The sequence below is a fragment of the Marinococcus tarijensis genome (assembly GCF_054971385.1).
In genome coordinates this window covers 61655-82388 of record NZ_JBQOJA010000011.1, presented here as the reverse complement: position 1 = coordinate 82388, position 20734 = coordinate 61655, and the positions used below count along the sequence as shown (strand labels likewise).

Here is a 20734-nt window from a genome sequence, read left to right as displayed (position 1 = left end):
GTGTTTGCTTAAAAGGAAGAACGGAAATAGGTAAGTGTATTTTGCTTGCGGAATACGAATTTAAACCTATAGGAGGAATCATTGTGTTTAAGAGAATTGACAAACTGCAAATCGACCTCCCAACGCCCAGTAACCCAGACGCGAACTCAGCCAACGTCGTACAGGAGCTTTTAGGTGGAAAATTCGGTGAATTGTCAACGCTTAATAACTATTTATTCCAGTCGTTTAATTTCCGCAGCAAAAAACAGCTACGCCCTTTTTATGATTTAGTCGCAAGCATCACAGCCGAGGAACTCGGACACGTAGAGCTGGTTGCCAATACAATAAATTTATGCCTGCAGGGTTCAACGAGCCAAAGCGGCCAGGACCCGGCCAATCCGGACAGCACACCGCTCAGTGAAGCCATGGATTCAAGAAATCCGCAAAGCTTTATTTTTGCCGGGCAGAACTCTGTACCGAAGGATTCGATGGGAGCACCGTGGACAGGGGACAATGTCTTTACAAGCGGCAACCTGGTCAACGATCTGCTTCACAATTTTTACCTCGAGTGCGGAGCCAGAACGCATAAAATGCGGGTGTACCAGATGACAGACAATGAAACCGCCCGTGAACTCTGCGGCTACCTGCTTGTGCGCGGCGGTGTGCACGTAGTGGCCTATGCCAAAGCGCTGGAGAAATTAACAGGCGTGGACGTAACGAAAATGCTTCCGGTGCCGGACCTTGATAACAGTAAATATGATCATGCCCATAAATACGAAGCGAAGGGCGCACACCGTAAGCTCTATCGTTTCAGTGATAATGATTACACCATGCTTGACCGGATCTGGAACGGACCGACACCGGTTGGGCCACCGGGCGAACTCGAGGTAGTCAGTGACATGCCGACGCCGGAGGGCGGAGAAATTCCGAACCTCGACCATATTCCGGAGGAATTCGCCCCAGGATTTGACGAGCAGCAGTTCCGGGAAATGGCGAAAAAATTGAACTACGAAGCAGGACTTTAAACATCGGAGTCCGAAGCATGAAAGCACCGCCGGCCGGCGGTGCTTTTGGTTTGAATAAACATACAGTCTTAGAAAGAAAGGAAGCAGCAGATGAAAATACCAGTAATTATGGATATGGACCCGGGACACGACGATGTCATCGCTTTATTTCTTGCAGCGGGGCATCCGGATATGGATATCCGGGCTGTAACAACCGTTTCAGGCAATGCAGATATAGGAAAAACAACAAGAAATGCTTTAGTCGCTGCTGATACCGCAGGCCTTAAGGGAGTACCGGTGGCGGAAGGAGCAGGAAGGCCCCTGGTCCGCAAGGCGGAGCACGCTCCTTCTATCCACGGTGAGTCCGGTCTGGATGGACCAGAGCTTCCGGCGCCGGCACATACGGTGGAGGAAAGACATGCAGTGGACGTAATGGAAGATCTGCTGCTTCATTCAGAGGAAGAGATTACCGTTATTGCGACCGGCCCGCTCACCAATATTGCCATGCTATGCCGTAAAAATCCGAAGGCCGCTGGTCGTATTCGCCGCCTGTCGGTTATGGGAGGCGGCACGTTTGGCAACTGGACACCTGCGGCAGAGTTTAATATTTATGCAGATGCAGAAGCAGCAGAAATCGTTTTTTCAAGCGGCATCCCAATCACGATGTGCGGCCTTGATGTCACTCATCAGGCGTTATCATCCGAGGCTGTGGTGGAACGGATTAAAGAGATACCAACAATGGCGGCCCAGTTTACGTATGAACTGCTTGATCACTTCCAGCGTGCCTACCAGGAGCGTTTTCATCTCGCGCTCCCGCCGGTTCATGATCCGTGCGCGGTGGCAGTGTGTCTGGAGCCGTCCCTGTTTACATTTGAATCAGCCGAGGTAAAGGTGGAAACTGCGGGAAAGCATACGTACGGAGAAACGGTCATTGATGCTTCCGCTGCTGACGGGCCGGTGCAGGTCGCAGTGGAAGTCGATAATGATAAATTTTGGGATTTAATCGTACAATCGCTTAAAAATCTGCCATAATGGAAATAGAAAAGTAAGCGTTATAATTAAAGAGACAAGGGAGCAGGAGGGACGCATATGGGTTTTTCTGTAGAAATGAACTGGGAAATTATTACGAATAAACAGGCCGAGCGCCTCGATGAAAAAAATTTCCGGCTGATCAAAGATAATTATCAAATGTTTCCGCTTGATCACCCGCTTCCCATTCACACCTTCGCCGAAAAGGTGCCGTTTGGCAAGGCGGTTATACACCGGGTGGAATGGGAATCCCACCGCACCACAATTGAATATGAGCTTGTGTCCCTAACCTCGGTCAACTAAGCGGACAAATAGTGAGCCCCCGGCGCGTGCTGCGCCGGGGGTTCGGTTTATACATAATCCATATTGTCTGTATCACCGTGCATGCTGCGGATTTCATCCGGATTGGCAACGACGGTCGGCTGATAGTCAATTAAGATGGCTGAGCGCTCTCCGGGCCCGTCCTCCGGTCCTTTACGGACGGAGCCGACGTAATGAGTGACCAGTGGATCATACACCCCGTAGGACTCAAGCGGGCGGGTCATGTAAAAGGAGTCGGTGATTTTTTCCTTGTCAACATCCTCCGGCATCTGTCCTCGGACCTCCGGAACAGAGATGACGTTCCGGGCGCCTTCGATATTGCGCCGGCGGATCAGGTGGGCAAATGTAAACGGCTCGCCGTCCTGATGCAGCGTGTTTGGCGAAGAAAAAGCCTCGTCCTTTTCCGATTCCACGTGAAGCTTCACAAAGTGGACGCCTGCATGAAAAGGCATCAGCGCATCTTCGCGCGTCCAGAATGTCTGGCGGAAATTAAAGGCAATCAGTGCTTCGAGCAGCCGGTTGTTCCTGATGTGTTCAGGGATTGCGGGGAAGCGGCGGCTTGCATCGGGATATTCCGGATTGAACGACCCCTGGAAATAATCGTAGTAGCTTTTGCCGTTTTTAACCGTTTCCGGCAGCCATTCGATCCGGTGGGTGCCCGGGAAAATGACGGCGCGGCCGTACTGCCGGTAGCGATTCAGATCCGGGGCATAGTCGTCGGCCGGAAGGTCATCAAAGGCGGCGGTGAGAGCAGCAAGGTCTGCGTCGCTGTAGCTGTCATGCAGTATATCGGCTAAATCGTAGTATTCGTATCCATGCTGTTTTAAAGGCTTCATTTGTCTATTTCTCCTCCCGAATGATGGTTTCTTCGAGTGGAAGCGTCCTTCCATTGTTTTCACAAATGCTAGTGTATCACGCCCGGCCGAAGTTGAGTATATGAAAGCCTGGCTTCGTCTTTCGTTTTTGTGACAAATTCATTATAATTAAAGAACAAATGTTCTTGAATTCAAAGAAATCAGCGAAGAGAGGAATTTCTTTATGCCAGTTATCCTAGCGGAGAAGCCGTCCCAGGCAAAAGCTTATGCGGCCGCATTTCAAATACAGGAGAAAAAGGACGGCTATATGCGGCTGAAGCCGTGCAGCCTGTTTCCGGAAGGGGCGGTGCTCACCTGGGGATTTGGTCATCTGCTCGAGCTCCGGGCCCCGGCCGATTACGAGTCCTCCTGGAAAAAATGGTCGCTCGATACCCTCCCGATGCTTCCCGCCCATTTCCGCTTCAAGCCTAACCCCAGGGCATTCAAGCAGCTGAAGATTGTCAAACAGATGCTGCAGGAAGCCGACAGCATTATTATTGCGACCGACTGCGACCGGGAAGGCGAGAACATTGCGCGCAGCGTTATCGACTATACGAAAACGTCTCATAAACCAACCCGGCGCCTTTGGATCAACAGCCTCGAAAAGGACGAGGTGTATAAAGGGTTCGAGCAGCTCCGGGAAGGTGCAGACTATCTCCCTCTTTACGAGGAAGCACGGGCCCGCCAGTTTTCCGACTGGATTGTCGGCATGAATGCGAGCCGTCTGTATACGCTGCTGTTAAAGCAGAAGGGCATCAATGAAGTGTTCAGCGTCGGCAGGGTCCAGACGCCGACACTCAAGCTTATTTACGACCGGCAGAAGGAAATTGAGGCGTTTGTGCCCGAGCCTTACTGGGAGCTTGAAGGAACCTTCCGGGCGGAAGCAGGAGAGTATAAAGGAAAGTATAAAAAGCGCTTCGGCTCAAAGGAGGAGGTGCTCCGGATCTGGAAGGAGCACGGACTGAAAAAGGATACCGAAGGCACGGTCAGGAGCGTCAAAAAAGAAGAAAAGCAGGAAAAGCCCCCGCTCCTTCACTCGCTCTCGAGCCTGCAGACGACGATGAACAAGAAATATAAAATGAGTCCGTCGGCTGTGCTGAAAACGGTGCAGAGCCTGTATGACGAACCGTTAAAAGCTGTTTCCTATCCGAGAACGGACACCCGCCACATCACATCAGGGGAATTTAACTACTTAAAAGGAAATCTCTCCCGGATGCAGGAGTGCATGAACGTCTCCTTCGAGCCGGCGTCCACCACTCCCTCGAAGCGGTTTGTAGACGGAAGCAAAGTTCAGGAGCACCATGCGATCATTCCGACTAAAAAAGTGCTGAGCCAGACTCAGTTTGAAAAGCTGAACCGGGCCCAGCAGCAGGTGTACAAAGAGGTCATGAACAGCGTGCTGGCGATGTTTCACCGAAACTACGTATACGAAGAAACGACGGTGGAAACGGACGTACATGGGCTTATCTTTGAAAGCAAAGGCCGGGTGGACCGGCAGCTGGGCTGGAAGGAGCTCTTTCCGGCGCCGAAGAAGAAGAAAGACCAGGAGGACAATACTCTTCCCCCATTAGCCGAAAAAGAGCAGGTTGAAGCATACGTCCAGGCAGCTGAAAAAGAAACCCAGCCGCCAAAGCCCTACACCGAAGGACAGCTGATCAACATGATGAAGTCCTGCGGCAAATGGATCGAGGATGATGAAACGTCTAAAAAAGTACTGCAGGAAACAGAAGGCCTTGGGACTGAAGCGACGCGCAGCACCATTATTCAGACGCTGCAAAAGCAGGAATATATCCGGATTCAAAAGAACATTGTGGAAGTGACCGCCAAGGGCCGTGCACTGTGCGAAGTAGTGGAGGGGACGCTTTTGTCCAAGCCGCTGCTCACCGCGAAGTGGGAAGCCTTTTTGAAGCAGATCGGCAGCGGGGAAGCGAATAAGGAAGCCTTTTTAAAGCAGACGGAGGCTTTCACGAAAAAACTGGTGGAAGAAGCGCCGGCAGGCATAACGAATATGCAGACGAAGCCGGATCAGGTCGCCTCCTCCAAAAAACAGCCGCAGCGTGCAGAGCCAATTGCCCTCTGTCCCGTATGCCAAAAGGGACAGCTGATGGAGCGGAAGTCCTTTTACGGCTGCAGTGAATATGCGAATGGCTGCAAATTCACCGTCCCGAAAACGTTATTGAAAAAAAGAATTACCCAGGCGCAGGTTAAAAAGCTGTGTGAAAAAGGGGAAACCCAGGTGATTAAAGGATTTAAAGGCAAAAAGCCGTTTGACGCCAAATTAAAACGTAAAGAAAATGGCGTGGAATTTGTGTTTCCAGCTAAAGACAATGCCTCGTCGTAGACAATATCCGGAAATTTGATATACTGTGAGGCAGAATGTTTTCTAGGGTTCCGCGGCATTGCCGGTCTGGTCCAAGAGAAAACCCGCAGACGAATAGTTTGCGACACGGAGGGATAAAAACCCGGGAGATCTTCGCTGCGAAGACTTTCCGGGTTTTTTCGCGGTTAAAGCTGTAATGAATATTTCCGGGAAATAATTAAGAAAGCACCGGCAAGGAGGGATTGTAATGGGATGGATCAACGTCGCGGCAGCGGCAGCATTTGAAATTCTCTGGGTCGTGGGCTTGAAGCATGCCTCGGCCGGATGGGAATGGGCAGGAACGCTTGTGGCTATCGTACTGAGCTTTCTCTTTTTAATCCGGGCGGGCGAACACCTGCCGGTAGGAACATCATACGTGGCCTTTGTGGGTATTGGGACCATCGGAACGACGGTTCTTGATATGATCTTTTTCGGCCAGCCGTTCGAATGGATCAAGCTGGTCTTTATTTTCATGCTGATTGGAGGCATCGCCGGGCTTCATACAGCCTCCGGGCGTGCCAAAGCAAATGAAGGGAGCAGTAGACAGTGATGACATGGCTGTATTTGATCGGTGCGGGTATTTTTGAGATGATTGGTGTTTCGATGATTAATGAATGGATCCAAAAGCGTGTCATCTGGCCGCTGCTGTTAATTGCTGCCGGGTTTGGAGCAAGCTTTTTTCTCCTTTCCCTTGCGATGCAGACGCTCCCGATGGGGACTGCCTACGCTGTCTGGACAGGAATAGGGGCAGCAGGCAGCGCACTGTTTGGCATGCTTTGGTACAAAGAGCCGGCAAACACGGGCCGGCTTATAAGTATTGCGGTGATCCTTGCTTCTGTGGTGGGCCTGAAGCTGATAGCGCCATAAAACGTTCAAAAACAAAAGCTTTTATGGCTTGAGCACAGGCTTTATTTTGATTATAGTTACACTCAGGTGAAGCATTTGGAGCAGAAAAGCAATGAAAAATGAAAGGAGGAAAACATATGGATCTTCAAAGTATTTTGTATGAGGCACATTCAGGTTCGTGGGCATTTTTGATTATATTCTTTTTGATCAGCTACCTGTTTCCGAAACAAAAAGTGACAATGATGATTGAGCGGCTTTTCGTGGTTATCATGGTTCTTTCTGGTGCAGGCATGGTGGCGCTGTATGGCTTCCCGCTCCTGTCCATTATAAAAGGGGTGCTGGCCCTGATATTTATCGGGGTAATGGAAATGATGTTTGTCCGCCGGCGGGCAGGCAGAAAACACGCCATGTTTTGGATTATATGGGTCATTTTATTCGCAATTATCCTTTCTATCGGCTACGATGTGATTGGGTAATACAGAGAGCATGCTGCAAAAACAGCATGCTTTTTTATATGCGTGCATTTTTGGGTATAGAAGAGATAGACTAGAGCTCCCTGAATGCAAGTATTTTTTAAACAACCATTACATGTATCATGCAAGTAATACATAAAGAAGCCATAGACAGCTGTGGCAGGGGAAAGGAGGAAAAGGGCATTGTTTGAAGGAAACGCGAACGTGGATTCATTTATATTATTAGGAGCACTTCTGCTTATATTAGGTGTCGTCGTGACAAAATTTTCGACACGTCTCGGCGTACCTTCGCTTATTTTGTTTATAATTCTAGGTATGCTGATGGGAAATGATGGTTTTGGCATTATTGACTTTGAAAATGTCCAGCTTGCCCAGACTGTCGGGATTATAGCCCTGATTATTATTCTGTTTGAAGGGGGTACTCAGACAAGGTGGCGTGACATTAGGCCGGTGGTGGGGCCTTCCGTAACGCTCGCCACGTTTGGTGTCCTGTTTACAGCTGCTCTGATGGGGGTGGTGGCAAAGCAGCTGCTCGACCTGAGCTGGCTTGAAGCGATGCTTCTCGGAGCCACAGTCGGTTCGACAGACGCCGCAGCCGTCTTTGCTGCCCTGAAAGGACGGAGCATTGATAAAAAAATGGGGTCCACCCTCGAAGCGGAGTCGGGAAGCAACGATCCGATGGCCGTGTTTTTAACGCTCTTCTTTATTGAATTAATTTTGGCGGATTCGCCGAACGTCTGGCTGTTATCCGGCGCTTTTTTCTGGCAGATGGGCGCTGGTCTTGCGATGGGCGCCCTGTTTGGCTGGGCAGCCTCGTGGACCATCAACCGTATCAACCTGGACTCAAGTGGTTTGTATCCTCTATTTGCGATCGCTTTTGCACTGTTAACCTACAGTGTGACCTCGAGCATGAGCGCAAGCGGGTTTTTGGCAGTATATGTAGCAGCCCTATTAATAGGAAACTCTGATTTGATCTACCGTCAGCCGATTTACCGGTTTAACGAAGGAATGGCGTGGATGTCTCAGATAAGCATGTTTATCATCCTGGGTCTCCTTGCGTTTCCAAGAGATATATTGACATGGTCAAACATCACGATGGGGCTCATTTTATCAGCGGTGTTAATGTTTTTGGCCCGTCCGCTGGCTACGTTTTTGTCGACTTCCTTTTTCGGCTACAAGCCGAAGCAGAATATATTTCTATCCTGGGCGGGACTGCGCGGGGCGGTGCCGATCATTTTGGCTACATACCCGATCGTAGCCGGTGTGGAGTCGGGCAGCCAGATTTTTAACGTTGTCTTCTTTATTGTGCTGACATCTGCGCTGATCCAGGGAGCGACTATCGCTCCATTAGCAAAGTGGCTTCACCTGTCCGGTCCGCTCCGGGAAGCGCCGACTCATTCCCTGGAGCTGGTGTCACTTGGAAAAGCGAACGCAGAAATTATGGAATTTCAAACGAATGAAGCGACACCGATTGTCGGCCAGACGCTTCAAAGCATTGAATTTCCAGCCTCTGCGCTGATCAGCGCGATTGTAAGAGACGATGAACTGGTTACTCCAGTTGGTGAGACGGTAATCAATGCAGGTGATTATTTGTATATTCTTGTATCGCGTAAAGAGAAGCGTATTTTAAAGCAGATGCTCCGACACGATTACTAGCGGAAAGGGCCGGTATTAAGGTGCATTAAATTTAAGGAAAGAAGGAAGGGCTCCGCATGAGTGTGCTGATCAATGTATTGATCCCAATCATTTTAATATTTGCGATTGGCTATTTGCTGCAGAAAAGACAGGCAGTGGATATTCGGCCGGTGTCGGCTGTCGCTCTTTATGTATTGACGCCCGCGCTTGTTTTCCGGACTTTCTATGAAAGAGAGCTGAACAGCGATATGCTGTCGATGGCTCTGTTTTCTGTGATATTTTTGGCGGTCATGACCGGGCTGATCAAATTAGTGTCTTTTTTGCGTCAATGGCCAAAAGCCAATGAAACCGGCATGATGCTGTCCACTGTGTTTATGAATGCGGGCAATTACGGTGCTCCCTTAATCGCTTTTGCGTTTGGCGATACAGCCTTTGCCTACTCTATCGTTTTTATGGTTATCCAGACGATGCTGATGAATACTGTAGGCGTCTATATCGCAAACAGCGCGAATATGGATGCAGCCGACGCGTTTCGCACGGTGCTGCGGATGCCGGTATTTTATGCACTGCTTGCGGGCATCCTCTTCCAGCTGACAGGAATACCGATCGGTGCGACCTATTATGAAGCTCTTGATATGCTCGCGAGCGCAGCGATTCCGGTAGTTATGATTATACTGGGCATGCAGCTTGCACGCATATCCGTAAAACGCATGGATTGGAAGCTTGTAAGTGCAGGCACGTTTTTGCGGCTTATATTTGCCCCGGCTCTTGCTTATGTGATTACTCTGCTGCTGCAGACGAGCGATACGCTGACGACCGTGCTGGTTGTTTCAACAGCGATGCCGAGTGCAGCAACGATGGCAATGATTTCCGTCCAGTTTGATTCCAACCCTCAGCTTGTTTCGAGTATTACACTGGTGACAACTCTTTTAAGCGTCCCCTCCCTCTGGGTGGTGCTGTCGATTTTCCAGGCATAAAACTCGGGGTGAATTGACGGAAGAGGTGTACCGCGTTATGATATAAGTAATATCAAACCACTAGGGGTGCCTGTTGGCTGAGACAGCGTAAAGCTGATCCCTTTGAACCTGATCTGGATTATACCAGCGGAGGGAAGTGGGGAAGAGATGCTGATACGACTATCTCCCCCGCTTTCTAACGAAAGCGGGGTTTTTTGTGGGAAAATATTATATTTGCTGGGGGTGCCTGCTGAGGCTGAGACCGGAGAACTATCCGGAACCCTTTGAACCTGATCTGGAGATCCAGCGGAGGGAAGCAGCCATGTTGAACCTTTTAACGGGCAGCCTCCTTCCTTCTGGAAGGAGGTTTTTTTATGGATAATAAACCGAAGCCTTGCATCCACGCCGTATCGCCGCCGGATATACCGTTGACAGCTTGGTGGGAAAAAACGAGAGAGCTGAGTGGGGTCGTTGACTACGTGCATGTACGGGCGCCCGAATGGACAAGGCGTGAAAAAGAAACGGCCATTGGATGGGTGTTAAAGGAAGGAACTGCCCCGAAGCAGCTGATCATAAATGATGAACCCGAACTTGCTGCTGCATACGGCCTGGCCGGTGCCCACCTGCCGGAGCGTCGTACGATTTATCCGGTCTCCACAGGCTGGGGTCAGTCCGTCCACTCGGTGGAAGCGGCGGAAAACAGTGAACAGCAGGGAGCATCATGGCTGTATTTTGGGCATGTGTTTGCCTCCGGCAGTAAACCGGGGAAATCACCGCGAGGGCTCCGGGCGCTGGAGGCTGTGGCGAAAAGCGTACGGATCCCGGTAATTGCCATAGGAGGAATTGACGCTGACAAAGCAGTGGAGTGTATAAACTGTGGAGCGTCCGGGGTCGCAGCCATTGCATATTTTTATGAGGCTGCCCAGCCCGGAAAAGCAGCCGGAAAGCTCAGAGCCCGGTTAAGGAGTGATAACAATGAAGACTGATACAGAGGTTCTTATTGTAGGCGCAGGTGTGCAGGGATGCTCGCTTGCGTATCAGTTAAGCAAACGCGGGCGCCGCGTAATGGTAATCGAGAAAGACTCCATTGCTGCCGGAGCATCAAAAGCGGCTGCCGGCATGCTCGGAGCACAGTCCGAGTGGGAGGGGTCTGCCCTTTTTCAGGAATTCGCCCTGGAAAGCCGGGAGCTGTTTGAAGGGATGGTCCCCGAAGTGGAAGCGCTCAGTGGAATGGATGTTTCCTACGTGAACAACGGAATGCTGAAGCCTGTATGGGATAAGGCGGGAGAAGATAAATACCGGCGGGCTGCAGGGCGAGGCTACGGCGCGGAGTGGCTTTCGGCACATGAAGCCCTGCGCAGGGAACCGGCGCTTTCCAAAAACATCCGGGGCGCCTGGTCCATCCCGAAGGACGGACAGCTCCGGGCCTATGAGTGGACAATAGCCCTTGCTGAAGCAGCAAGGGCCTGCGGGACAATTATACGGGAAAACACTTCTGTGGACCGTTTTTTAGAAGCTGACGGCCGGATTTGTGGCGTGAAAACAAAGGAAGGAATGATTGAAGCAAAAGAAGTGGTTTTTACCGGGGGGAGCGCCGGAGTGGAGCTGTTGGATGAAAAGGATTTTACGCTCTATCCGGTAAAAGGGGAGTGCTTGTCCGTACGGATGCCCCATGAGAATTTGAGACACACTCTGCACACGCCGGAGGTATACATTGTTCCGAAAAGGGACGGGGAAATCTTTATCGGCGCCACAGAAAAGCCCGGGGACTCGAGTACAGGAGTCAGTGTAGCCTCGATGCAGGAGCTGATGAAAGCAGCTGTTCATTTAGTACCGGGTCTGAAGCATGCAAGCATTGAAAGATTTTGGAGCGGCATCCGGCCGCAGACAGGAGACGGACTGCCGTATATGGGACAGACCAGCCGGGGGCTGTGGGTGATGACCGGGCACTACAGAAACGGTATTCTGCTTTCAGCACTGAGCGGACAATGGATGGCTGCCCGGATCGAAGGAGAAAGCGTCCGCGAAGACTGGAAGCACCTGTTTGCCGTAGATCCTCAAATACGAAAGGGAGGAGTTATTCATGCAGATCACGCTTAATGGTCAATTACAGAATATTGAGAACAGCACAACTGTAGCCGATTTACTGGAAGAGCTTCAGATCGCCCACAAAAAAACAGTGGTGGAGCGCAACGGCACTATTGTAATTGAAGAATTTCACCAGCAGGAAGGTTTAATGGACGGAGATAAAATCGAAATCATTCATTTTGTAGGAGGCGGATGAACAAATGCTTAATATTGGTAATATGACGTTTGAATCGAATTTATTTCTCGGCACCGGAAAATATAAGGACGCTAAGACCCAGCTGCAGGCTGTAGAAGCATCGGAAACAGAGGTACTGACCTTTGCCGTGCGTAGAATGAACCTCTTTGACAGCAGCCAGCCTGATCCATTTGAACAGATGGACGTCTCAAAGTACCGGATGCTGCCAAATACAGCAGGGGCCAAAACAGCTGAAGAAGCTGTGCGCACCGCGAAGCTGGCAGAGGCGGCCAACATGTGTGACATGATTAAAGTAGAAGTGATCGGCTGCGATAAAACGCTTCTGCCCGATCCGGTGGAAACGCTCCGGGCCTCAGAACAGCTGCTGAACGAAGGGTTTACTGTCCTCGCATATACGTCCGATGATGTTGTGCTCGCCAGGAAGCTTCAGGAGCTTGGGGTTCATGCAGTGATGCCTGGAGCCTCTCCTATAGGCACGGGGCTTGGAATCATTAACCCATACAACCTGTCCCACATTATTGAACAGGCGGAAGTTCCGGTGATTGTAGATGCAGGCATTGGAAGCCCGAAGGATGCTGCTTACGCCATGGAGCTCGGCGCTGATGGTGTCCTGCTGAATACGGCTGTTTCAGGAGCAGATGATCCTGTGAAAATGGCAGAAGCGATGAAACTGGCAGTGAGGGCCGGGGCGCTTGGCGCAGAAGCTGGGCGCATAGATAAAAAATTCTACGCCCAGGCAAGCAGCCCTTTAGGAGGCCTCAGTATTTGAGTACGGAAGAACGTTTTTCCCGTCAGCGGTTATTTCACGGAATCGGCCAGAGGGGACAGCAAAGGCTGCAGGAGGCTCACGTCATAGTGGTAGGTGCCGGCGCGCTTGGGAGTTTAACAGCCGAAACTCTCGTACGCGCGGGGCTCGGAAAATTAACGCTGATCGACCGTGACTATGTGGAAGAAAGTAATCTTCAGCGCCAGCAGCTTTACACGGAAGCAGACGCAGAGGCCTGTACGCCAAAAGCAGAAGCGGCGAAAAAACGGCTGCTCGATATTCGGAGTGATGCTTCTATTGAAATCATTGTGGGGGAAGCAGATCCGGCTGTGCTTGAAAATTGTCTGCCTGCAGACCTTATTATCGACGGACTCGATAATATGGAGACGAGGCTGATGATTAATGATACAGCGCTGAAGCACCGGATTCCGTGGATTTACGGAGCCTGTGTAGGCGCCTATGGACTGAGCTATACCGTGAGGCCGGGACAGGGACCGTGCCTGCGCTGCCTGATGAAGGGCATTCCGATGGAAGGGGAAACGTGTGACACGGTCGGAATTATTGCCCCGGCTGTTCAATTCGTAAGCGCCACTCAGGTGACCGAAGCGATGAAGATGCTTACCCATTCCTTTGACCAGCTCCGCGGGACGCTGTGGTCATTTGATGTATGGTCGAACGAAAGCTCTTCCATTCATGTGGACTCGCTGCAGGATGAGCATTGTCCCTCCTGCGGGGAGTCACCAGCATATCCGGCGCTCGCATGGAGCGGGAGAAGCAAGGCTGAAACGCTGTGCGGCAGAGACGCAGTGCAGGTGAAGCCTCTTCCGGACATGCATGTATCGCTCGAACGGACGGCGGACGTTCATAAGCAGCACATTTCCAAAGCGAACCAGCATCTGCTGGTGTTAAATATTGAAAATAAGCGGCTGGTGCTTTTTAAAGACGGAAGAGCCATCGTTCACGGGGTTTCCGGAGAGGTGGAGGCAAGGTCGTTATACCAGAGATATATTGGAGGATAAATATTCCTTGTTTCATTTTACGGGCGGAGTGGTAATATTCCTTGCAAGGAGGGGGAACTATTGCCTACCGCTCGTATTTTTGTTTCCGTAGAAGAAGCACAGCAGGCTGTAGATAAATTAAAGATGCAGGGAATCCAAAGGGAACACATTTATGCTTTGGCTCTGGACTCGGAAAAAGCGACTGCGAAAGAATTAAAAGTAAGTGATACAGAAGCAGACGTTACAAGCCCGGTGGAGTTCGTGAAGCAGTTTTTCCGTAACGGTGCGTCCGATATTTATGAACGATTAAAAAAGCTTGGATACGGGGATAAAGAAGCCCGGGATTTGAGCGAAAAGCTTGATGAACATAATATACTAATTGCCGTGGATGAAGATCCGGAAAAATTCTCTTTTGACAAGTGAATCTTTTCCGGATTTTGTTCAGCTTTGGGGGCGCGCCGCTGAAGGATTTTTCCGCTTTTCATTGTCCAGCGCCGGAAGCCAACGGCGGCGTGGCCCTTCAGATCTTTGGTAAAGAGAAAAAACCCCTTTATCCAGAGCTCTTCCAGGGTCCGCGCCGCTAAACAGGCTTCCTCCGCCTTTCTATGTCCAGCTACGGGTGTTACCAGCTTAATCCATTCGTGATTTCAGATCGTTTGCGACTTCGTCTCAAGCCGACTGAAATCGACGAGCCGTTTAAGCTGGTGCCCAAACACCCTCCGCTTTTCGATAAAATTTTATGTAATTTTTATGAATTATGGCTGTGATAGCTGCAATGATTAGTTAGTATGATAGAATAACGGTGGTATATAGACAAATAGTTGCGTTAATATAAGGAGAGTGGTATTGTTTCGATGGGAATTCTACTCGGACGTACGTATACGACGGCAACTTGCACTCTACGAGGTAGAAATTACCTTATAGATACCCATAGAATTATGTTTGTTTGAATTATCAGATTGTATTAAATGATGTGGAGGTAACTGACGTGAAAATTATTGTTGCAGGTGGAGATGGATTTTGTGGTTGGCCGACCGCGCTTTACTTATCAAAGCAGGGTCATGACGTATCAATTATCGACAGTATGGTACGCAGGAAAATTGATGAAGAGCTTCATTCCAATTCGATCACCCCGATTGCAAGCCTTGAGGACAGGGTGGCGAAATGGAAAGAGCTGACGGGAAAAGAAATACGTACATACGAAGGTGATCTTCAGCATTACGATTTCCTGCAGCAGGTGATGGAGCAGGAAAAGCCGGAAGCATTCGTTCACTTTGCTGAACAGCGTTCTGCGCCTTACTCGATGATAGACCGCGAGCACGCAGTCTACACGCAGGTGAATAACGTAGTAGGGAATTTGAACGTGCTTTACGCTATTAAAGAAATGGCGCCGGAGTGCCACCTGATTAAGCTTGGTACGATGGGAGAATACGGCACGCCGAATATTCCGATTGAAGAAGGATACCTGGAAGTGGAGCACAAGGGCCGCAAAGACCGCCTTCCGTTTCCAAAACAGCCGGGCTCGTTCTATCATTTATCAAAAGTACATGACAGCCATAACATTATGTTTGCCTGCAAGGTATGGGGCATCCGGGCTACAGATTTAAACCAGGGCATCGTTTACGGCCTGGATACGAATGAAACCAACATGGACCCGGTGCTTACCAACCGCCTGGACTACGACGGGGTTTTTGGAACAGCGCTGAACCGTTTTATCATTCAATCCGCCATCGGACGGAACCTGACAGTTTACGGAAAAGGCGGCCAGACCCGCGGCTTCCTGAACCTTGAAGATACAGTGCGCTGTGTGGAAATTGCAGCAGAAAAGCCGGCTGAGCCTGGAGAGTTCCGTGTATTCAACCAGTTCACTGAAGACTTTTCTGTACTCGAACTCGCTGAACGGGTGAAAAAGGTAGCTGAAGAAGAAGGCTACCACGTAGATGTGGATCATCTGGAAAACCCGCGGGTGGAGCTTGAAGAGCATTTCCTTGAAGCGGTTAATACCAACCTTTTAGACTTGGGGCTGGAACCGCACTTTTTAACAGACGACGTTATCCGCCACATCCTAAAAGCGGTAATTGAGCACAAAGAGCGGGTAATCGAAGAAAATGTACTGCCGAGTGTGAGCTGGAAATAAAAGCGGGGAGTTGTCTTCTATGAAGATAATGATCATCACCGAGACTTTTCTGCCTTCTACAGATGGAATTGTTACACGATTAACAGCCTGCATACGCTGGCTGCATCGTGATGGTCATGAAGTACAGATTGTAGCCCCGGATCTGGGTGTGTATGAATTTGATGGAGCAGAAGTGAAAGGGGTGCCTGCGCGCGCCCTCCCTTTTTATCGTTCAAAGAAGTTCGCTCTCCCGAACCGGGTAGTCAAGAAGTATATACAGGATTTCGGGCCTGACGTCGTGCACGTCGTGAACCCCGCGGTCGTAGGCTATTCGGGTGTTAACTATGCGAAAAAGCTTGGTGTGCCGCTGGTTGCCTCCTATCATACAAATCTGACCCAGTATATGTCCTACTATAATCTGGGCATGCTGACATGGCTGATGTGGTGGTATGTGCGGCGCCTGCATAACAAGGCGGACATTAACCTCTGCACCTCGCATACCGTCCAGACAGAGCTTCAGGAAAAAAGGTTTGAACGCATGCATCTGTGGAAACGGGGAGTAGATACCGAACAGTTCCATCCCAGACACCACAGCAGAAGGATGCGGGAGCGGCTCTCTGGTGGAAAAAGCGACAGAACGCTGCTGCTTTATGTAGGACGGCTGGCAGCTGAAAAAGAGATCGAAAAAATTCGTGATGTCCTCGAAGAATCGGACAAGTTTTGCCTGGCCATTGTAGGAGACGGTCCCCACCGGGAGGAGCTTGAAAAGCATTTCGAAGGCACGGACACTGTATTTACAGGTTTTATGCACGGGGATGAGCTGGCTTCTACGTTTGCCTCCTCCGACGTATTTGTCTTTCCTTCCACGACGGAAACACTTGGGCTTGTGATTATGGAGGCAATGGCCTCCGGCCTGCCTCTTGTTGCTGCAGAAAGCGGGCCGACAAAGGAACAGCTTACATCAGAACGTAATGGCCTTTTGTATGATCCGCATACGAAGGATGACTTTAAAGAGACTGTCTGCCGTTTTGAAGATGAAACCCTCCGAAAACGTCTGGCCGACCAGGCCTTTACAGATGTCTCCACCTTTGGATGGGAAGCTGCAGCAGAGCAGATCCGGGATTTATACAAAGAAGCAGCCGGTGTGAAGGCTTCAAAATCGGCGGAAAATAATGACACAGTTTCAGAAGAACGCCGGTAAGCAACGACTTCATCAAGAACAGAGGGGTTCTATGGGTAAGAATCAAAAGCGGCGTGGTCCTCTTCAGGCGCTTCAGTTTAGTGCTATTGGTGTAACGAATGCTGTAGTCGATATAGGTGCGTTGAATCTGCTTCTATTTCTTTTTCCAAGTGAAGAGCGGATGACGTTAACGCTTTTTAATACGATTGCTTACGCGCTGGCAGTAACTAACAGCTACATCTGGAACGTTTTTATTACGTTCCGGGATTCCGCGAAAGGAAGTACCCGCCAGCGATTAGTATTTATTGTTCAGGGGCTGATCAGCCTCGGTATTAACAACGCTGTATTTTTAGGGTTTAATGCTTTATTTCAGACACTTGGAGTACCCACGTGGATTCGCCAGAACCTGGCTAAGGGACTGGCCATGCTGGCTTCGTTCACGGCGAGTTTCTTTATGATGAAATACTTTGTGTTTAAAGACTTTAACCGCCGGTATCCCAACCGTGAACAATCCTCACGGGAAGAAAACCAGTAGAAGAACATCTCAGAGCCGCTGCTGCAGCGGAGCGGGGTGTTCTTTTATTATTTCAACAGACCACTCATGCTATACTGAAAAAAAGGGGGAGACGAATTGGAACCTATCCATTTATACTTATCGAGGTACCAGGAGCATATGAACTACCTGCGTCAGACAGGACAGGAAACCCCGTCCTTCCGGGAGCTGAGGGAAAATGAAATTCCCCGTCTGCTTCAGGTGGCGGATTCCTACGTGCAGATGGCAGCCGCAGACGGAGAGGAAGGAGAGAAGGCGTATAAGCTTCTTGCTTCCGTACAGTTAGCCGATGGCACCGGCTGGAATATGAGCGGCGAATTTGTGCCTTCGGAAAATGACTGGTTCCCGGACGAGCAGCCGCTGACTCACCAAACATCCTATTGCGGTTTTTGCCAGGGGACGCTCGGCTTTTTTAAAAACGAAGACATGACACATTTTGACTGTATGCTTCCGCTTCCGGAAAAAAAGTGGCTGTTTGAAAAAATGCTGGAGCAGCATGCATCTTCTATTTATCCCAACCAGTCGTAAAGCGTAAAGGAGGAGGCACAATTGAAAGTAGTGATTGCACCGGATTCATTCAAGGAAAGCATGACAGCCATGGAGGCTGCTGAGGCAATCGAAAGGGGGTTCCGCCAGGGGATTGGAAACTCTGATGACCTCGTTACAGAGCTGGTCCCCATGGCCGATGGCGGCGAAGGAACTACACAGTCGCTCCGGGATGGTCTTGGCGGAGAGGTTCATACAGTGGAGGCGCTTGGTCCGGACGGGAGCACCGTGAAGGCTGAATTTGTCTACATTCAGAAGTCCCGCACGGCGGTTATTGAAATGGCAGAAGCTTCAGGAATTGGCCTGGTGGCCAAAGAGAGCAGGGACCCGTTAACAGCTACGTCCTATGGTACAGGACAGGTGATTTTGAAAGCGCTCAATCAAGGAGCGGAGCGGATTATTTTAGGACTCGGCGGAAGTGCCACCAATGATGGCGGGGCCGGGATGGCTGCTGCGCTGGGCGTCCGCTTCCTGGACCGGAGAGGGAAGGAACTTGGCCCCGGTGGAGGGTCACTGAAGCATCTGCACCGCATTGATACGAACGGGCTCGACAAAAGAATTCATGAAGTAACCGTGCGTGCGGCCTGTGACGTTACGAATCCGCTGACGGGGCCAGAGGGAGCGAGTGCTGTCTACGGTCCGCAGAAGGGAGCGGGTCCGAAGGCGGTTCAGGAGCTCGATGAAGCGCTGCGTTTGTTTGGGGAAGTAATTGAACAGGACCTGCATAAATCAGTGCTTGAGGAAAAAGGAGCTGGGGCAGCCGGAGGTCTGGGAGCCGGTGCGATAGCTTTTTTAAATGCTGCGCTTGAGCCGGGCATAGACATTGTGCTTGAAGAGAGCCGCTTCGCTGAACGTAGTGCCGGGGCTTCACTTGTTATTACCGGTGAAGGAAAAATTGATGCCCAGACCGTATTTGGTAAAACGCCGGTTGGAGTAGCGAAGGCATCCCCTGAAGGAAGTACGGTCGTTGCAGTTGCCGGCCAGCTCGGTGATGGTTATGAGAAGGTGTACGAAGCGGGCATTGATGCTGCTTTCAGTATGGTGCCGGGTATCGTTTCCCTGGAGGAGGCAATGCAGGAAAGCACCCGCTACATCGAAAACTGGGCCCGGAGTCTCGCCGGTCTGTGGAAAACATAAAAAATCCGCTGCTTCTCTTTGGGAGGCAGCGGATTTTTGCACCGTTTATAGAATCGGGGATAAAAGGTGGGATACTGCTTCCTTGATACGGATCCAGAGCGAGCGCTGCCGGTACGCCTCTAGGGTGAGCTCGGAGGAGTACGTATTCATATCGTACAGGAAGGTATCGGTCAGCTGTTTCGTTGTTTCCGCATGATAGATAAAAGCGTTCACTTCGAAGTTCAGCCGGAAGCTGCGAACGTCGATGTTGGCCGTGCCCACCGAACTGATTTCGTCATCCACCATGATCGTTTTGGCATGGATAAAGCCATTGTTGTAAATATAAACACGGGCGCCGGCACGAAGAACAATGCCTACGTGAGAATACGTGGCCCAGTACACAAATGGATGATCGGGCATGCTCGGGATCATGATGCGGACATCGACCCCGGATAAAGAAGCGATCCGGATGGCATCCATCAGACTCTCGTCCGGAATAAAGTAGGGAGTCTGAATATAAACTGAATGCTTGGCGGAGTTGATCATTTTTATATACCCGTTTTTAATCTGCTCCCATTCGGAGTCCGGACCGCTCGACACAATCTGCATACTGCATTCCCCAGGCTCTGCGAGAGTAGGAAAATAACGCTCTTCGTAATGAATGGGATTTCTGGAGTTAGCCTGGTTCCAGTCGAGAATAAACCGTGTCTGCGCTGTTTTAACAGACTGTCCCTCCAGACGCAGGTGGGTGTCCCGCCAGTACCCGAACTTTTTGCTGAGTCCAAGATATTCATCGCCAATATTAAACCCGCCAACGTAGGAGGTTTTGCCGTCTATCACAACAATCTTCCGGTGGTTGCGGTAATTGAGGCGTAAATTAATAATCGGAAGACGCTTCGGGAAGAAGACAGCTGCTTCCCCGCCGGCTGCTTCCAGGCCCTGGAGTGCTTTTTTACGCATCTTTCTTGAGCCCATGTCATCGTAGAGCAGCCGGACGACGACTCCCTCTTCTGCCTTTTTCCTTAATGCTTCGATAACCCGTCGTCCGAGGTTGTCGCTTCGAAGAATGTAGTACTGCACATGAATATGATCCTGAGCCTTCTCGATATCTTTAATCAGATTATCGAACTTTTCGTGGCCGTCCGTATACACCCGGACGTCGTTTTCCTTCGTAAGCACCGACCCATCGTTTGCAAGCTGCATGTAGATCAGGTCCCGGTGCTTGGAGGAGACAGAATCTGAAAATTGAAAGGTGCCGTTACGCAGTGTATGCATCTGCTCCTGAATCAGCTCCTCAATTCCGATCTTTTCGATATCTGCCCAGTCAAACAGGCGTTTTCTGGTCAGGTTCTGCCCGAAAATTAAATAAAGTACAAATCCTAAAAAGGGAATAAAAAACAGCACCATAATCCAGGCCCAGATGGCGGTGGCGTTGCGTTTTTCAATAAAGATAATGACAAAGGCGAAAAATAAATTAAAAACCGATAATATTGCTAAGAAAATGGATAATATCTCGAAGCCCATCTGCTTTCCCCATTCTTCCTCTATGTTGAAACGGAGGACCTTGTTAAATTTATAGATACCTGCGTATTAGGCAGTAGTATTATTTTAACAAAATTAACGCCGTTGCGAAGCAGGAAACCTGTAATTTTGAGAAAAACAGGAAGGAGTGGCGTGCTGCATCGTTTTCAATTCGTCAGGAAGTAGGATAAAATACGA

22 protein-coding genes and 3 riboswitches are annotated in these 20734 nt (G+C 50.1%); of the genes, 20 read left to right on the top strand and 2 right to left on the bottom strand.

The window, feature by feature from the left end; all coding sequences use genetic code 11:
• The first annotated feature begins 83 nt into the window (after nucleotides 1–83).
• The 3 genes from ACTTK7_RS08360 to ACTTK7_RS08350 all read left to right on the top strand — a co-directional run bounded on the left by ACTTK7_RS08360 (nucleotide 84) and on the right by ACTTK7_RS08350 (nucleotide 2315).
• Nucleotides 84–1004 (top strand): manganese catalase family protein, encoded by a 921-nt coding sequence (locus tag ACTTK7_RS08360; protein ID WP_366139534.1) that lies wholly within the window; start codon nucleotides 84–86, stop codon nucleotides 1002–1004.
• 90 nt (nucleotides 1005–1094) lie between these two features.
• A complete protein-coding gene (locus ACTTK7_RS08355) occupies nucleotides 1095–2015 on the top strand; it encodes a nucleoside hydrolase (RefSeq protein WP_462867363.1) in 921 nt (306 codons plus the stop codon).
• Between the two features lie 57 nt (nucleotides 2016–2072).
• A complete protein-coding gene (locus ACTTK7_RS08350; protein ID WP_022792532.1) occupies nucleotides 2073–2315 on the top strand; it encodes a DUF2584 family protein in 243 nt (80 codons plus the stop codon).
• A gap of 47 nt (nucleotides 2316–2362) precedes the next feature.
• Here the strand turns inward: ACTTK7_RS08350 and ACTTK7_RS08345 are convergent, their stop codons facing one another.
• Nucleotides 2363–3169: a 2OG-Fe dioxygenase family protein gene (locus ACTTK7_RS08345; RefSeq protein WP_462867362.1), complete on the bottom strand. Its 807-nt coding sequence runs from the start codon at nucleotides 3167–3169 to the stop codon at nucleotides 2363–2365.
• Between the two features lie 202 nt (nucleotides 3170–3371).
• Here ACTTK7_RS08345 and ACTTK7_RS08340 point away from each other — a divergent pair, with 202 nt between their 5' ends.
• From ACTTK7_RS08340 to ACTTK7_RS08260, 17 genes are all read left to right on the top strand, one after another.
• Nucleotides 3372–5528: a type IA DNA topoisomerase gene (locus ACTTK7_RS08340; protein ID WP_462867360.1), complete on the top strand. Its 2157-nt coding sequence runs from the start codon at nucleotides 3372–3374 to the stop codon at nucleotides 5526–5528.
• 31 nt (nucleotides 5529–5559) lie between these two features.
• Nucleotides 5560–5658, top strand: a riboswitch (guanidine-I (ykkC/yxkD leader).
• Nucleotides 5659–5754: 96 nt separating this feature from the next.
• Complete coding sequence (locus ACTTK7_RS08335; RefSeq protein ID WP_462867358.1) at nucleotides 5755–6096, top strand: DMT family transporter; 342 nt, start codon at nucleotides 5755–5757, stop codon at nucleotides 6094–6096.
• Nucleotides 6096–6413, top strand: a complete 318-nt coding sequence (locus ACTTK7_RS08330; RefSeq protein WP_298787590.1) for a DMT family transporter — start codon at nucleotides 6096–6098, stop codon at nucleotides 6411–6413. Before ACTTK7_RS08335 ends, ACTTK7_RS08330 begins: the two co-directional genes overlap by 1 nt.
• A gap of 116 nt (nucleotides 6414–6529) precedes the next feature.
• Nucleotides 6530–6868 carry a DUF1516 family protein gene (locus ACTTK7_RS08325; RefSeq protein ID WP_298787199.1) on the top strand — a complete coding sequence of 113 codons (339 nt, stop codon included), beginning with the start codon at nucleotides 6530–6532 and terminating at the stop codon, nucleotides 6866–6868.
• Between the two features lie 180 nt (nucleotides 6869–7048).
• Nucleotides 7049–8521 carry a potassium/proton antiporter gene (locus tag ACTTK7_RS08320; RefSeq protein ID WP_462867356.1) on the top strand — a complete coding sequence of 491 codons (1473 nt, stop codon included), beginning with the start codon at nucleotides 7049–7051 and terminating at the stop codon, nucleotides 8519–8521.
• Nucleotides 8522–8577: 56 nt separating this feature from the next.
• On the top strand, nucleotides 8578–9477 hold the full coding sequence (locus ACTTK7_RS08315; RefSeq protein ID WP_462867354.1) for an AEC family transporter: 900 nt from the start codon (nucleotides 8578–8580) through the stop codon (nucleotides 9475–9477).
• Between the two features lie 52 nt (nucleotides 9478–9529).
• A riboswitch (TPP riboswitch) is annotated at nucleotides 9530–9629 on the top strand.
• A gap of 56 nt (nucleotides 9630–9685) precedes the next feature.
• A riboswitch (TPP riboswitch) is annotated at nucleotides 9686–9788 on the top strand.
• A gap of 42 nt (nucleotides 9789–9830) precedes the next feature.
• Nucleotides 9831–10442, top strand: a complete 612-nt coding sequence (locus tag ACTTK7_RS08310; RefSeq protein ID WP_462867352.1) for a thiamine phosphate synthase — start codon at nucleotides 9831–9833, stop codon at nucleotides 10440–10442.
• A complete protein-coding gene (gene thiO / locus ACTTK7_RS08305; RefSeq protein ID WP_462867351.1) occupies nucleotides 10432–11556 on the top strand; it encodes a glycine oxidase ThiO in 1125 nt (374 codons plus the stop codon). Before ACTTK7_RS08310 ends, thiO begins: the two co-directional genes overlap by 11 nt.
• Entirely contained in the window at nucleotides 11540–11740 is a 201-nt protein-coding gene (gene thiS / locus ACTTK7_RS08300; protein WP_298787189.1) for a sulfur carrier protein ThiS, read from the top strand. The genes thiO and thiS overlap by 17 nt, the downstream gene beginning before the upstream one ends.
• Nucleotides 11741–11744: 4 nt before the next feature.
• The gene (locus tag ACTTK7_RS08295; RefSeq protein WP_462867349.1) at nucleotides 11745–12509 is read left to right on the top strand and encodes a thiazole synthase; all 765 of its coding nucleotides are present in this window, start codon (nucleotides 11745–11747) and stop codon (nucleotides 12507–12509) included.
• A complete protein-coding gene (locus ACTTK7_RS08290) occupies nucleotides 12506–13525 on the top strand; it encodes a ThiF family adenylyltransferase (RefSeq protein ID WP_462867347.1) in 1020 nt (339 codons plus the stop codon). Before ACTTK7_RS08295 ends, ACTTK7_RS08290 begins: the two co-directional genes overlap by 4 nt.
• Before the next feature lie 60 nt (nucleotides 13526–13585).
• Nucleotides 13586–13927 (top strand): general stress protein, encoded by a 342-nt coding sequence (locus tag ACTTK7_RS08285; RefSeq protein WP_462867345.1) that lies wholly within the window; start codon nucleotides 13586–13588, stop codon nucleotides 13925–13927.
• Nucleotides 13928–14492: 565 nt separating this feature from the next.
• Nucleotides 14493–15641, top strand: a complete 1149-nt coding sequence (locus tag ACTTK7_RS08280; RefSeq protein ID WP_462867343.1) for an NAD-dependent epimerase/dehydratase family protein — start codon at nucleotides 14493–14495, stop codon at nucleotides 15639–15641.
• 19 nt (nucleotides 15642–15660) lie between these two features.
• Nucleotides 15661–16821: a glycosyltransferase family 4 protein gene (locus tag ACTTK7_RS08275; protein ID WP_462867341.1), complete on the top strand. Its 1161-nt coding sequence runs from the start codon at nucleotides 15661–15663 to the stop codon at nucleotides 16819–16821.
• Between the two features lie 31 nt (nucleotides 16822–16852).
• The gene (locus ACTTK7_RS08270; RefSeq protein WP_298787177.1) at nucleotides 16853–17335 is read left to right on the top strand and encodes a GtrA family protein; all 483 of its coding nucleotides are present in this window, start codon (nucleotides 16853–16855) and stop codon (nucleotides 17333–17335) included.
• Nucleotides 17336–17431: 96 nt separating this feature from the next.
• Nucleotides 17432–17881: a hypothetical protein gene (locus ACTTK7_RS08265; RefSeq protein WP_462867339.1), complete on the top strand. Its 450-nt coding sequence runs from the start codon at nucleotides 17432–17434 to the stop codon at nucleotides 17879–17881.
• A gap of 21 nt (nucleotides 17882–17902) precedes the next feature.
• Complete coding sequence (locus tag ACTTK7_RS08260; protein WP_462867337.1) at nucleotides 17903–19036, top strand: glycerate kinase; 1134 nt, start codon at nucleotides 17903–17905, stop codon at nucleotides 19034–19036.
• Nucleotides 19037–19081: 45 nt separating this feature from the next.
• Here the strand turns inward: ACTTK7_RS08260 and cls are convergent, their stop codons facing one another.
• The gene (cls, locus tag ACTTK7_RS08255) at nucleotides 19082–20539 is read right to left on the bottom strand and encodes a cardiolipin synthase (RefSeq protein ID WP_462867335.1); all 1458 of its coding nucleotides are present in this window, start codon (nucleotides 20537–20539) and stop codon (nucleotides 19082–19084) included.
• Between the last annotated feature and the right edge of the window lie 195 nt (nucleotides 20540–20734).

Bases quoted from the DNA above. Each gene is read 5' to 3' on its own strand.
- ACTTK7_RS08355 (WP_462867363.1), top strand. From the start codon at position 1,095: ATGAAAATACCAGTAATTATGGATATGGACCCGGGACACGACGATGTC.
- ACTTK7_RS08350 (WP_022792532.1), top strand. From the start codon at position 2,073: ATGGGTTTTTCTGTAGAAATGAACTGGGAAATTATTACGAATAAACAG.
- ACTTK7_RS08345 (WP_462867362.1), bottom strand. From the start codon at position 3,169: ATGAAGCCTTTAAAACAGCATGGATACGAATACTACGATTTAGCCGAT.
- ACTTK7_RS08340 (WP_462867360.1), top strand. From the start codon at position 3,372: ATGCCAGTTATCCTAGCGGAGAAGCCGTCCCAGGCAAAAGCTTATGCG.
- ACTTK7_RS08335 (WP_462867358.1), top strand. From the start codon at position 5,755: ATGGGATGGATCAACGTCGCGGCAGCGGCAGCATTTGAAATTCTCTGG.
- ACTTK7_RS08330 (WP_298787590.1), top strand. From the start codon at position 6,096: ATGACATGGCTGTATTTGATCGGTGCGGGTATTTTTGAGATGATTGGT.
- ACTTK7_RS08325 (WP_298787199.1), top strand. From the start codon at position 6,530: ATGGATCTTCAAAGTATTTTGTATGAGGCACATTCAGGTTCGTGGGCA.
- ACTTK7_RS08315 (WP_462867354.1), top strand. From the start codon at position 8,578: ATGAGTGTGCTGATCAATGTATTGATCCCAATCATTTTAATATTTGCG.
- ACTTK7_RS08310 (WP_462867352.1), top strand. From the start codon at position 9,831: ATGGATAATAAACCGAAGCCTTGCATCCACGCCGTATCGCCGCCGGAT.
- thiO (WP_462867351.1), top strand. From the start codon at position 10,432: ATGAAGACTGATACAGAGGTTCTTATTGTAGGCGCAGGTGTGCAGGGA.
- thiS (WP_298787189.1), top strand. From the start codon at position 11,540: ATGCAGATCACGCTTAATGGTCAATTACAGAATATTGAGAACAGCACA.
- ACTTK7_RS08295 (WP_462867349.1), top strand. From the start codon at position 11,745: ATGCTTAATATTGGTAATATGACGTTTGAATCGAATTTATTTCTCGGC.
- ACTTK7_RS08275 (WP_462867341.1), top strand. From the start codon at position 15,661: ATGAAGATAATGATCATCACCGAGACTTTTCTGCCTTCTACAGATGGA.
- ACTTK7_RS08270 (WP_298787177.1), top strand. From the start codon at position 16,853: ATGGGTAAGAATCAAAAGCGGCGTGGTCCTCTTCAGGCGCTTCAGTTT.
- cls (WP_462867335.1), bottom strand. From the start codon at position 20,539: ATGGGCTTCGAGATATTATCCATTTTCTTAGCAATATTATCGGTTTTT.